Source organism: Bradyrhizobium sp. GCM10028915 (genome assembly GCF_042666195.1).
Taxonomy (GTDB): domain Bacteria; phylum Pseudomonadota; class Alphaproteobacteria; order Rhizobiales; family Xanthobacteraceae; genus Bradyrhizobium; species Bradyrhizobium canariense_D.
This window is the reverse complement of the sequence record NZ_JBHTFN010000044.1, coordinates 21,794-33,986: the sequence shown is the minus strand read 5'-3', so window position 1 is coordinate 33,986 and position 12,193 is coordinate 21,794. Positions and strand designations below refer to the sequence as shown.

Below are 12,193 nucleotides of genomic sequence, written 5' to 3'. Positions count from 1 at the left end.
ATGGGAGAGCGCAATGCGACCTGACATGATGCCGGGAGTAACCTTCCCGGATTACGAACTCAGCGACCACACCGGCAAGCACCGGAAGCTCTCCGAACTGCAGGCGGGCGATCCAATGGTGCTCGTGCTCGGCCGCGGCGGATTTTGTCCCAAGGATCGTCGCCAGGCCGAAGGCTTGCTGCAACTCCATCGCGAGATGGAGGTGGGCTATTGCCGGATGGTCACGATCACGACCGACAACATCACCCAGACCAGCGAATATCGCAGCGGCGTCGGAGCGCACTGGCCCTTTCTCTCGGATTCGCGGCGCCTCGTTCAGAAGGATCTCGACATCGCCGAATACACCGACCCCGTCCACAATCCGATGATTCCGCACGTGATCGTGCTCGAGCCCGGCCTCGTCATTCACAAGATCTACAACGGCTACTGGTTCTTCGGCCGTCCAACCGTCGAAGAGCTCCGCCAGGACCTCAGGGCAGTCGGCATGAAGTGCCGGCCGGATTGGGACATCGCGGCGCCCGGCCTCAGGGCACTGTGGGACCAGGGCCGCAGGGAGCATTTTCATCCCTACGGCAAGGCTTATGACGAAACTCTCGGCGAACGGGATTAGAACCACATTCCGACATCGTCCGCTCGGGCGAATGCCGGTTCGGAATGTGGATGATCCAGATGAAGACCAATCCCGCGCCCCGTGCCGACCGCATGGGCGCGCGCCAGATCTACGAAGTCCTGCGGGATCAGATCATGGCACGGGTGTACGGGATCGACGGGGTGCTGCCGTCCTCCCGCGCGCTGGCCGGTGAGATGGGCGTGGCGCGCTCGACCGTCACGATCGCCTACGAACAGCTCGCCGCCGAAGGCTTCATCGAAACACGCCATGGCGCGCGACCGCGCGTGGCTCGCGCCGTCGTCGAGCGAGGACGCACGCGCGTAGTGTCGCGGCCGTCGGCGCGGAAGGTGCGGCTGTCGGCCTTCGGGAACCGGTTGCTTCAAGACCCGCCGCGCTGGTCCGAGCCGCCGCGCGGGCTGGTCGCGAACTTCCGCTATGGCGAGCTCGCGCCGTCGGATTTCCCGGTACTGGCATGGAAAAAGGCCGTGACCGCTGCGATGGCGCGCAAGCCCGAGCGGCTGGCCTATGACGATCCCTGCGGGGCGCTGCGGCTGCGGACCGCGCTTCAAGGCTATCTCTGGCGGTCGCGTAGCGTCCGCTGCGAGGTCGATCAGATCGTCGTCGTCAACGGCTCGCAGCAGGGCCTCGACATCTGCGCGCGCCTGCTGCTCGATGCCGGCGACCGCTTCGTGATGGAGGATCCCGGCTACCAGATGGCGCGGCATACTTTCGCAGCGACGGGCGCCGAGACGATCCCGATTCCCGTCGACGTGGATGGACTGGAGACAGCGCGGCTCGATGGCGTCGAAGCCCGCCTCGCCTATGTCACGCCGTCGCACCAATATCCGCTCGGCGGCGTCATGCCGATCGGCCGCCGGCACCAATTGCTCGCCTGGGCCAGGGCAAACGACGCCTACGTGATCGAGGACGATTACGACAGCGAGTATCGCTACGATACCAAGCCAATCCCGCCGCTGCACGCGCTGGAAGGCGGCGGCAATGTGATCTATCTCGGCACCGTCTCCAAGACGCTCTCGCCGACCTTGCGGATCGGCTTTCTGGTGGTGCCCTCCGCCCTGCGATCCCTGATCGCCGCCGCCAAGCAGATCATGGACCGGCACACGCCGCTGATCGAACAGGACGCTCTCGCGTCGATGCTGGAAAGCGGCGCCTATGACGGCCACATCAGGCGCGTGCGCCGGCGCAACGCCGAACGCCAGCGGGCGCTGCTCGACGCGCTTCGCCGCAGGTTCGGGGACCGCGTCCGGATCGAGGGCACGGCCGCCGGCCTGCACATCGTGGCGTGGTTCGACGACCTGCCGCAGAAGCGAGAGGACGCGTTGATCAAGGCGGCCCGTGCAAAGGGCGTCGGCATCTATTCCGTCTCTGCGCTGTTCGTCGGACCTCGCCGACCGCGGAAGACGGTCGGCCTCGTCATGGGCTATTCGGCATTGGAGGTGGCACAGATCGAGCGCGGCTGCAGGCTTCTCGCACAAGCCGTCGCCGAACTGGACTGATCAAATAGACGATAACTGGCAGTTTCTTACAGGCCAGATTCCGCCTATCTCCAGAGCAACACCGGAGATAGACATGTACATCCCTCCCGCCTTCAAGGACGACATCGAGAGCATCCGAGCGACCATTCGCGGCGCCCGCCTCGCCAGCCTGGTCACGGCCACCAGCGAAGGCCCCGTCGCCACGCCGCTGCCGCTGCTTCTCGACGAGAGCGAAGGCGAACATGGCGTGCTGTACGGACATGTGGCGAAAGCCAACCCGCAATGGAAACTGCCGCCGATCGGAGATGCGCTGGCGATCTTCAGCGGTCCCGACGCCTATGTGACGCCGTCCTGGTACGCGACCAAGCAGGAAACCGAAAAGGTCGTGCCGACCTGGAACTACGTCGCGGTGCATGCCTACGGCCCGGTCGAATTCTTCCAGGAGCCCGAGCGCCTGCTCGACGCCGTGACGCGGCTCACGAATAGGCATGAAGGATCGCGTGCAAAGCCGTGGGCCGTTACCGATGCCCCCGAAGATTTCATCGCAACTCAGCTGCGCGGAATCGTCGGCGTGCGGATTCCCGTCGTGCGGTTCGAAGGCAAGCGCAAGATGAGCCAGAACCGTCCCGAGGCTGACCGTGTCGGCGTCGCGCAAGGTCTCGCAGCGAGCGAGAACGCTGGTGATCGCGAGGTTGCGCCATTGATTCCGGTTCCGGTTTAGTAGCCACTTGGTTCCCGACACTCGCTGTCGGGAACCATCGTCCTGTCAGGTTCGTTGATACATTTCAGCAAGCATCTCCTGACGGAATTCCTATGTGCCGCTGGATCGCATACCGGGGCGAGACCACGTCCTTCGAGCCCTATGTCACCGAGCCCGAGCATTCGCTCATCGCGCAAAGCATCCGCTCGCTCCAGTCGACGGCGGGCTCGAATGGCGACGGCTTTGGTCTCGGCTGGTACGGTGAGCATCCGGAGCCTGGTCTTTATCGTGAAACACGCCCCGCTTGGTCGGACGAAAATCTCCGCTACCTCTGCCGCCATTTGCGCTCGCATCTGTTCTTCGCCCATGTGCGCGCCGCCACCGGCACGGCAGTGACGCGGCAGAACTGCCATCCCTTTGCCTGCGGCCAGTGGATGTTCATGCACAATGGTTTCGTCGGCAGCTGGAATCGCCTACGGCGCAAGGTCGAGGCGCTGATCCCCGATGCCTACTACCCCTCGCGGACAGGCACGACCGATTCGGAAGCCGTGTTTCTCGCCATGATGGGCGCGGGTCTCGACGCCGATCCGCTCGGCGCAACGCATCGCGTGCTGCGAGCCCTCGTCGGCCTCGTCAACGAAGGCGAGCTTCGTGAGCGGCTACGCTTCACCAGCGCCATCGCCAACGGCCGGGATCTCTATGCCTTCCGGGTTGCGGTCAACGATGCCGCCAACACGCTCTATTTCCGCGAGGCTGGCGGCCAAGTCATCGTCGTCTCCGAGCCGTTCGACAAGGAAACAGACTGGACGGAAGTGCCCGCGAATCACGCGCTGGTCGCACGTGCGTCCGAGAGCGCGAAAATTGTTCCGTTCGATCTTGCAATTTCCAGTGAGGTCGACGCGGAACCCGCTCCTGCCAGAAGGATTATCGCCCGCGGGTAAATACCTTGGCCGGGTGGCACGATGACATTGGCGTCAGACGTCTTGAAACTGCTGCGGCTTGATTCCTCCGAGGACAGGCAGCACCTCGTCATTCGCTCGGCCGGCGGACGCGGCAAGGCTGCGGAATATTCGTTCGGTATCGAGGAGGAATACTTCCTCGCCGATCGCCGCAGCCTGGAGGTCGCGATCCAGACCCCCAATGAGCTATTCGAATCTGCGAATTGGTCGACAGGCGGCCAGGCGATGCGGGAGATGTTACAGTCGCAGCTCGAGGTCGCCACCAACGTGCATGTCGACGTCGCCGACGCGCGCGAAGAGCTTCGCTTCCTGCGTCGCGAAGTCGCAAACGTCGCGGCACAATACGGCTTCGTGATCATGGCCTGCGGCACGCACCCGACCGCGGTCTGGCGCATGTCGCAGCCGAGCCCGAAGCCACGCTACGAGGAGATGATTGAGGATCTGCGCAGCATCGGCCACCGCAACCTGATGTGCGGCATGCACGTGCACGTCCAGTTGCCCGATCCCGAAAAGCGCATGGCGGTGATGCGAGCGATGCTGCCGCATCTGCCCTTGTTCATCGCCCTGTCGGCCTCCTCCCCGTTCTGGAATTCACACAAGACCGGACTGAAGGGCTATCGGCTCGCCGCCTATTCCGAGCTGCCGCGCACTGGCCTGCCCGAATTATTCGAGAGCCGGCAGGATTACGACGAATATGTCGGCGCGTTGCAGCGCTCGGGCGTCATCCCCGATGAAAGTCACATCTGGTGGGCCATGCGCCCCTCGATGAAGCACCCGACCCTCGAGCTGCGTGCGCCCGATACCTGCACCTTCGTCGACGACGCCGTTGCCATTGCCTCGCTCTATCGCTGCCTGACCCGCTATCTCTACCTGCGACCTCATCTCTCGAAAGAGGTCACCGCGGTCGAACGCGCAATTGCGGTGGAAAACAAATGGCGCGCCCAGCGCTACGGCACCGATTGCATCTTTGCCTCCAAGGACGGGCCGGTCGAGATCTCCGAGCTGCTCTCCCGTGTGATCGAGCACATCGCCGAAGACGCCGCCGCGCTGAACTGCATGGCCGAGGTCGAACACTGTCGCACCATCGTCGAACGCGGCAGCTCGGCCGAATTCCAGCTTCGCGCCTTCCGCGACAATGCGGAAGACATCGCCGCCGTGTCGCGCTGGATCGCAGACGCGACGATCTCGGGCACGAGCACCCCCGCCGCAGGCGTTCCCGCGCCTTCATAGCGCCCGCGCAAGCTTCGCGAGCAACAATGTCGGTCCTGAATGCGTAAGGTCGCGGAGAGAACGATGAATCACGTCAAATGTTGCGCTGGCTGTGGCCATGGCCTCATTCCGATGCTCTCGGCCAAAGGGCGCGCGGAGCTCAGCTGCCTCTGGTGCGAGCTCATCGAGGCGCGTGCAGTGGACATGGCGAAGTGGGCTGACAGCCCGTACGGCAAGCCCGAGCGGATCGTCCGTCGAGCTTTCGAATGAACGGCTTCAGACACCCGGCCGCCGACTTCTCCTGATCGGCGCAGCTGCGCATCCGCGCCAGAATGCCGCCAAATTAGACAAGACACGTCTCGTCACCAGGATTGCAGACTGGGCGAACATGGCCATGCAGGCTGGTCAAGCGTGTCATCTAACCTCAAGTGCAACCTCGATTTTTCATCGCGTGGCGGCGAGTCGCAAAGCGTTGCGTGCCGCGCACCGCCTCGACTGGCCTAAAATTCGCAAGGCAGCATCAGGCCTGATCCCCTGCTCTCAGCAAGATGCGTGCGCCGAGACAGGGTGAGCGGGCCAGATCGGAGAATGCCATGAACGTGCATGCCACCGGCGATCTCAAATTCACCGGCCTCACCCGCCCGGACGGCGCGCCCCTTCGCCTCAACGATCAGGAGTTCGTGGCGATCGATCGCGACCGGAATGCGAAGTTCGAGGCAACGTACCGGCCGCAGGCCCTCTACAATCGCGCCAACGAGGGTTTCCACGCCAACAACGAAACCTTCCTGCTGCACGAGGTCGCGACCAATCTGCCGATCTATCTGCCCGACACCGGCCCTACCGACTTCCATCTTCATCTGCCGCCGGGCGGCTTTCAGCTCGTGCTGGTCACGTCGGGCGCGTTCACGTTCGACTATGACGGGCGCTTCTATAATGTCGGCCCCGGCGCGGTGATGCTGCAAAGCGCGATCGTGCACCGACAGCTGTTCTACACCTGGTCGGGACTGTCGACCGAAGAGAATCTGAAGACGCCGCAGACGGTGGTGCCGGATCCAATCTCGATGGGCTATTCGGGCAAATTCCTCGAAGCCTTCATCACTGACCCGACGACGTTTCCAAACCCGACCATCGTCGGTCCGGACCAGATCAACGAAGCCGAGACGCCGCGGGTGGCATGGAGCCACTCTCTGCATGATCGCCCGGTCGATGCAGGCTTCTGGCTCCAGGACCCCTTGGCGCTGGATGCGCTGTTCAAGCCGCTCACCGACAGCCCGATCAAATCGGCCATGCCGGTTTACGTGCGCGATATCGGGATCGAGGCTCCGAGCGGTCACCTCGTCGCCGGCCACATCATCGCAACCGATCCGCGCGGCCAATCGCTCTTGTCCAAGAGCACGTCGTCAGCGGCGGACACCACATGTTTCGCCAAAGGCGAGGTCGTGATCTACCGCGTGATCCGCGGCACGGCCGAATTCAGGAACAAGACTGGCGAGACCTTTGAGCTCGCGGCCGGCGATGTGGTGACGGCGGGCAAGAACGCCACAAGCCTCGTCGGTGTTGGTGAGAACACGCAGGTCCTTCGGCTCGGCCTTCTCAAGGGCATGAACGACCTCCGCAGCTGGACGCCGACGCAACGCGACGAGATCGACGGCCTCGCCGGTCAGATCATCACGCAGAAGGACATCCGTCCGCTGCGCACCGAGGGCAAGCCGGTCGGATACCTGTACGGCTGAGCGGAGTTACTCCGCCGCTTGGCGGACGTGGCGAGCGGTCGGGGTGCGCATGGTGACGAGCTCTTCGGACGCGGTCGGATGCAGCGCGATCGTCGCGTCGAAATCGGCCTTGGTCGCCTTCATCTTCACCGCAATCGCGACTGCCTGCGTGATCTCGGCTGCGGCATCGCCGACGATGTGACAGCCGAGCACACGGTCGGTTGAACCATCGACGACGAGCTTCATCAGCACGCGGGTATCGCGGCCCGACATCGTCGCCTTGATGGGCCGGAACGTGGTCTTGTAAATGTCGATATGGCTGAATTGCGCGCGGGCTTCCGTCTCGGTCAGGCCGACGGTGCCGACCTCCGGCTGCGAGAACACGGCGGTCGGGATGTTGGCGTGATCGACCTGCACCTCGCGCTTGCCGAACACGCTGTCGGCGAACGCATGGCCCTCGCGGATCGCGACCGGCGTCAGGTTGAAGCGATGGGTGACGTCGCCGATCGCGTAGATGCTGTCGACCGAGCTCTTGGAGAAATGGTCGACCGCGATGCCGCCGTTCCGCGGGTTGATGGCGACGCCGGCCTTCTCCAGGCCGAGATTGGCGACCGCGGGATGGCGGCCGATCGCGAACATCACCTGGTCGGAGGCAAGGCTCGATCCGTTCGACAGATGCGTGGTGAATTCCTCGCCGTGCCGATCGACCTTCGTCACCGTGCAGCCGGTCAGGATGGTGATGCCCTGCTTCTCCATCTCGGCGCGGACATGGGCGCGAACATCCTCGTCGAAGCCGCGAAGAATGTTGTCGCCGCGATAGATGACTGTGACGTCGGAGCCGAAGCCGGCGAAGATGCCGGCGAACTCCAGCGCGATGTAGCCGCCGCCCTGGATCACGATCCGCTTCGGCAGCTTGGCCAGGTGAAACGCCTCGTTGGAGGAGATCACGTGCTCGATGCCGGGAATCGGAGCGCCGTGATTGGGCGCGCCGCCGGTGGCGATCAAAATGTATTTTGCAGTGATCTTCCGGTCGTTCTCGAGCAGGCGGACGGTGTGCTTGTCCTCGATCACCGCGCGGCTCTTGACGATTTGCGCGCCCGACTTCTCGACATTGGCGGTGTAAGCCGCCTCCAGACGCGCGATCTCCTTGTCCTTGTTGGCGATCAGCGTCGGCCAGTCGAAGGTCGCAGACGGAACGGTCCAGCCAAAGCCGGCGGCGTCCTCGATCTCATGGCGGAAATGCGAGCCGATGACGAACAGCTTCTTCGGCACACAGCCGCGGATCACGCAGGTCCCGCCCATGCGGTACTCTTCCGCGATCATGACGCGGGCGCCGTAGCCGGCCGCGATGCGGGCGGCGCGCACGCCGCCCGAACCGCCACCGATGACAAAGAGGTCGACGTCGAATTCAGCCATTGTCCACTCCGACCTCTTTCAGAACATGATCCGGATTCCGATCAGATAGGGACTGTCAGATCTCCTTGCCACGCTTGCGCATCTCGGCGCGGAAGGCACCCATCACGGTCTCGGAGAAGTTCTGAGCCCAGGAGTTCATGAAGGCCATGCTCAGCCCGATCGCGCGCGGCTCGGCTTCGATCAGCTTCTTGCCCAGCGGCGACTTGTAGAAGGTGACGAGATCCTTCAGCTCCTGCTCGGTGAACTCGCTGGCATAGACCTGCGCCATGCCTTCTCCGATCTCCTTTTCGCGGCCTGCCAGCTGCTGGTTGACGACCCCGGCGACCTCGGTGAGATCCTTCTGATAGTTGAGGTTCTGCTGGATCAGCGCGATCCTGGTCTTATCGACCAGGCCGGGCACGGCGTTGGCATACATCGCACTGGCGTTCTTGATCGCGAGGATCTCCTTGGCGGCCGCGATGGCCGTCGGCGACGATTTCGGCGGAGCCGCCTGCTGGGCCCCGGCCGGGGCGACCGAGAGGGCCAGTCCCACAGCGAGGGTCGCGACCGGCAACAATTTCAAAACGCTCTTCATTCCTAGTCTCCTTTCGGCTTTCGCCGTTCAATCACGCGAATTCCCTCGCCACCCGCCAAGACAGCCGAGCTGGCCAAGCCGATGAACAAACCATGCTCGACGACGCCGGGGATCGCGCTCAACGCCGTGGCGAGGCGGGCGGGATCCTCAATCTTTTCGAGCTGGGCATCGAGGATCCAGTGGCCGCCATCGGTGACGAAAACGTGGCCGTCCTTGCCGTTGCGGACCGCCATCTGCCCGGAAACGCCGCATTCCGCAAACGCCTTCTCGATCGCGCGTCGCGTTGCGCCGAGCCCGAACGGGATGACCTCGACCGGCAGCGGAAAGCGGCCGAGTGTCGGGACCCATTTGGTGTCGTCGGCAATCACGATCATGCGATCCGAGGCGGCCGCGACGATCTTCTCGCGCAACAGCGCACCGCCGCCGCCCTTGATCAGATTGAGTTCGGGATCGATCTCGTCGGCGCCGTCGACGGTGATGTCGAGATGATCGATCTCATCCAGCGTGGTCAGCGGCACGCCGCAGCGGATTGCATCGAGACGCGTCGCCTCGGAGGTCGGCACGCCGATCACTTTCAGTCCGGCGCGGACCCGCTCGCCGAGCAGCTCGACGAAATGTTTTGCAGTCGAGCCGGTCCCAAGCCCGAGCTGCATGCCGTCTCGGACGTCCTCGAGGGCGCGCGCCGCTGCCTGCCGCTTCAACTGGTCCATGTTCACGTTGCGCCGTCCCTGAATTACGAGTGTGCTGCCTCATAGGCTCGCGGCGGCCTGTGTAGCCTCGTTTTCCCTCGGAGAACAGGGTCTGGGGAACCGGCCTCCGGACCCACCTTATAAGGTGATCTTATGGCTTCGGCCCTTGCGCGGGCGGGGCCGGGCCGGTAGCGCTGGACCATGACCCCCTCCCACACCATCGTCTTCGATCTCGACGGCACGCTTGTGGATACGGCGCCCGACCTGATCACCGCGCTCAATTACGTGCTCGACCGCGAAGGGCTGCCGCCCGTGCCGATGGCCTCGGCCCGCAACATGATCGGCGCCGGCGCCCGCAAGCTGATCGAGCGGGGGCTGGAGGCCGAGGGCCGCAGCGTCACGGTTGCCGACATGGACCGGATGACGGCCGATTTCATCGCCTATTACGCCGACAATATCGCCGTCGAATCCAGGCCGTTCGAGGGGCTGGAGGCCGCGCTCGACCAATTTGCGGTCCAAGGCCATCGTCTCGCGGTCTGCACCAACAAGCTGGAATGGTTGTCGAAGCGCCTGCTGGATCAGCTCGACCTGAGCCGGCGCTTCGCCGCGATCTGCGGCGCTGACACTTTTGGCGTCCAGAAGCCCGATCCGACCATTTTCCGGGAAACGGTGGCGCGGGCCGGCGGCGAGGTCAAAGCGAGCATCATGGTCGGCGATGCCGGACCCGATGTCGGCGTGGCCCGGCGCGCCGGAGTTCCCGTGATCGGGGTCAGCTTCGGCTATACGGACGTGCCGATCGCCGAGCTGAAGCCGGACCGGCTGATCCATCACATGCGCGACCTGCCGGCCGCCGCCAGCAGCCTGATGACTGCGCAGGAAACTCTCAAGTAGCTGAAATAGTTTGATTATTCCGCAGAATCCCGCATTAACCATCTACTAACTATGCGCGGCCCGCCGGTTGCTCGCTGGAAGCGACGCTCCTAAGTTCGCGTGGAGTGTGGCGGTTCGTCGCAGCAAAAGTGGATGGTCCATGCGTCGTGTCATCTCGTTTGCGTTAGCTGGAGTAAGCGTCATCGGGGCGACAAGTCTTGCCGGCTGCTCCTCAATGTCTTCGACTTCCTGGGACATGTTCAAGTCGGCCCCGCCGATCGACCAGGTCCGGCTCGAATCCAATCCCCCGGGCGCTGACGCCACGACCTCGCTCGGACAGGGCTGCAAGACCCCCTGCTCCGTGTCGGTTCCCGCCCCCGACGCCCCCTTCACGGTCGCTTTCGCGCTGCCGAAATACCAGCCAGTAAGCGTGCCGGTGAACGTCATCAGGAATCCCGGTGACTTCACGACCCCCGCCTCGATCACCACCGATCCCAACCCGGTTTTCGGAGCTCCAGCCGGCCGTTCCGCCAAGACCGGTCCGCAAGCCGCACCGCCCGAAGAAACCGAAACCGGCGGCGGCCGCGGTCGCCCCGGCTGCTGCCGCACCGGCTGCGGGCTCGCCTTTCCCCGATCCTAACGCGGGCATGCGCTGACCTCCGTCATCCCCCAATTGTCTCTGACGCATTCGATGCTTAGATTGCTTCCAGGACACCGCTGAAGCAAAACTGCTCGCGTTGCCGCAAGTGACAAGGCATTTGGTATGAACGGACTTTCCGCGAGCCCCCTGTCGAGCACGATGACCGATCCGTTCGGACGGACCATCTCGTATTTGCGCGTCTCCGTCACCGACCGCTGCGACCTGCGCTGCTTCTACTGCATGTCGGAAGACATGACGTTCCTGCCCAAGGCGGACCTGCTGACGCTGGAGGAACTCGATCGGCTCTGCTCGGCCTTCATTGCCAAGGGTGTGAAGAAGCTGCGGCTCACCGGCGGCGAACCGCTGGTCCGCCGTAACGTGATGACGCTGGTGCGCTCGCTGTCGCGGCACCTCAAGAGCGGCGCGCTGAGCGAGCTGACGCTGACCACCAACGGCACCCAGCTTGCGAAACATGCCAGCGAACTCGCCGATTGCGGCGTCCGCCGCATCAACGTTTCGCTCGACACGCTCGATCCGCAGAAGTTTCGCGAGATCACCCGCTGGGGCGAGATCGACAAGGTGCTGGAAGGCGTCGAGGCGGCACGCGCCGCGGGCCTCGCGGTCAAGATCAACGCCGTGGCGCTGAAGAACCTCAACGAGGATGAACTTCCCGACCTGATGCGCTGGGCCCACGGCAAGGGCATGGGGCTGACGCTGATCGAGGTCATGCCGATGGGCGAGATCGGATCGGGACGAATCGACCAATATCTGCCGCTGTCGCTGGTGCGCGCGCGCCTTGCCCAGCAGTTCACGCTGACCGATCTGGCCGAGAGCACCGGGGGGCCGGCGCGCTATGTCAGCGTCGCCGAGACCGGCGGCAAGCTCGGCTTCATCACCCCGATGACCCATAATTTCTGCGAATCCTGCAATCGCGTGCGCGTCACTTGCACGGGAACGTTGCACACCTGCCTCGGCCACGAGGATGCCTCCGATTTGCGCAAACCTCTGCGTGCATCGGACGACGATTCGCTGCTTGCGGATGCGATCGACCGCGCCATTGGGCTGAAGCCCAAGGGCCACGATTTCATTATCGACCGCCGCCACGACCGCCCCAGCGTCTCCAGGCACATGAGCGTCACCGGCGGCTAACATCGGCTGGCCGGCCGCGGCTTATTCCCCTTAACTATCAACAAACTTCCGATTGACTGGCGGCACGCTCGCTGGTTTGGTGCGGCAGCCTCATGCCTGCGCGGCGAGACAAGCCAACGCGCCCACTCGGCGCAGTCAAGACGGCCGGGGCAAATCGGGGAGGACCAAT

Annotated in this window: 11 protein-coding genes and 1 pseudogene; 9 read left to right on the top strand and 3 right to left on the bottom strand. The window is 64.0% G+C overall.

Going from position 1 to position 12,193, the window contains the following annotated elements; all coding sequences use genetic code 11:
- Nucleotides 1-13: 13 nt before the first annotated feature.
- The 6 genes from ACFQX9_RS20180 to ACFQX9_RS20155 all read left to right on the top strand — a co-directional run bounded on the left by ACFQX9_RS20180 (nucleotide 14) and on the right by ACFQX9_RS20155 (nucleotide 6,707).
- Nucleotides 14-610: a redoxin domain-containing protein gene (locus tag ACFQX9_RS20180; RefSeq protein ID WP_247391207.1), complete on the top strand. Its 597-nt coding sequence runs from the start codon at nucleotides 14-16 to the stop codon at nucleotides 608-610.
- 50 nt (nucleotides 611-660) lie between these two features.
- Nucleotides 661-2,127 (top strand): PLP-dependent aminotransferase family protein, encoded by a 1,467-nt coding sequence (locus ACFQX9_RS20175; RefSeq protein WP_247297645.1) that lies wholly within the window; start codon nucleotides 661-663, stop codon nucleotides 2,125-2,127.
- Between the two features lie 73 nt (nucleotides 2,128-2,200).
- Nucleotides 2,201-2,827, top strand: coding sequence for an FMN-binding negative transcriptional regulator (locus ACFQX9_RS20170; protein ID WP_018459369.1), 627 nt, complete (start codon nucleotides 2,201-2,203; stop codon nucleotides 2,825-2,827).
- Nucleotides 2,828-2,919: 92 nt separating this feature from the next.
- A complete protein-coding gene (locus ACFQX9_RS20165; protein WP_018459370.1) occupies nucleotides 2,920-3,747 on the top strand; it encodes a class II glutamine amidotransferase in 828 nt (275 codons plus the stop codon).
- Nucleotides 3,748-3,768: 21 nt separating this feature from the next.
- A complete protein-coding gene (locus ACFQX9_RS20160) occupies nucleotides 3,769-4,995 on the top strand; it encodes a carboxylate-amine ligase (protein ID WP_143275438.1) in 1,227 nt (408 codons plus the stop codon).
- Nucleotides 4,996-5,567: 572 nt separating this feature from the next.
- Complete coding sequence (locus ACFQX9_RS20155) at nucleotides 5,568-6,707, top strand: hypothetical protein (protein WP_018459373.1); 1,140 nt, start codon at nucleotides 5,568-5,570, stop codon at nucleotides 6,705-6,707.
- A 6-nt stretch (nucleotides 6,708-6,713) separates the two neighbouring features.
- Here the strand turns inward: ACFQX9_RS20155 and gor are convergent, their stop codons facing one another.
- The 3 genes from gor to rpiA are packed head-to-tail and all read right to left on the bottom strand — an operon-like array spanning nucleotide 6,714 to nucleotide 9,392.
- On the bottom strand, nucleotides 6,714-8,102 hold the full coding sequence (gor, locus tag ACFQX9_RS20150; protein ID WP_018459374.1) for a glutathione-disulfide reductase: 1,389 nt from the start codon (nucleotides 8,100-8,102) through the stop codon (nucleotides 6,714-6,716).
- A gap of 55 nt (nucleotides 8,103-8,157) precedes the next feature.
- Nucleotides 8,158-8,676, bottom strand: coding sequence for a DUF2059 domain-containing protein (locus ACFQX9_RS20145; RefSeq protein WP_085352730.1), 519 nt, complete (start codon nucleotides 8,674-8,676; stop codon nucleotides 8,158-8,160).
- A gap of 2 nt (nucleotides 8,677-8,678) precedes the next feature.
- On the bottom strand, nucleotides 8,679-9,392 hold the full coding sequence (rpiA, locus tag ACFQX9_RS20140; protein ID WP_247369150.1) for a ribose-5-phosphate isomerase RpiA: 714 nt from the start codon (nucleotides 9,390-9,392) through the stop codon (nucleotides 8,679-8,681).
- A 174-nt stretch (nucleotides 9,393-9,566) separates the two neighbouring features.
- On the opposite strand from rpiA, the gene ACFQX9_RS20135 reads away from it, so the two are divergent.
- The 3 genes and pseudogenes from ACFQX9_RS20135 (at nucleotide 9,567) to moaA (ending at nucleotide 12,024) form a co-directional block, all read left to right on the top strand.
- Complete coding sequence (locus ACFQX9_RS20135) at nucleotides 9,567-10,256, top strand: HAD-IA family hydrolase (RefSeq protein ID WP_085395850.1); 690 nt, start codon at nucleotides 9,567-9,569, stop codon at nucleotides 10,254-10,256.
- Nucleotides 10,257-10,395: 139 nt separating this feature from the next.
- Nucleotides 10,396-10,891 (top strand): annotated as a pseudogene (locus ACFQX9_RS20130) (hypothetical protein).
- A 107-nt stretch (nucleotides 10,892-10,998) separates the two neighbouring features.
- The gene (moaA, locus tag ACFQX9_RS20125) at nucleotides 10,999-12,024 is read left to right on the top strand and encodes a GTP 3',8-cyclase MoaA (RefSeq protein WP_085352728.1); all 1,026 of its coding nucleotides are present in this window, start codon (nucleotides 10,999-11,001) and stop codon (nucleotides 12,022-12,024) included.
- Nucleotides 12,025-12,193 lie beyond the last annotated feature (169 nt).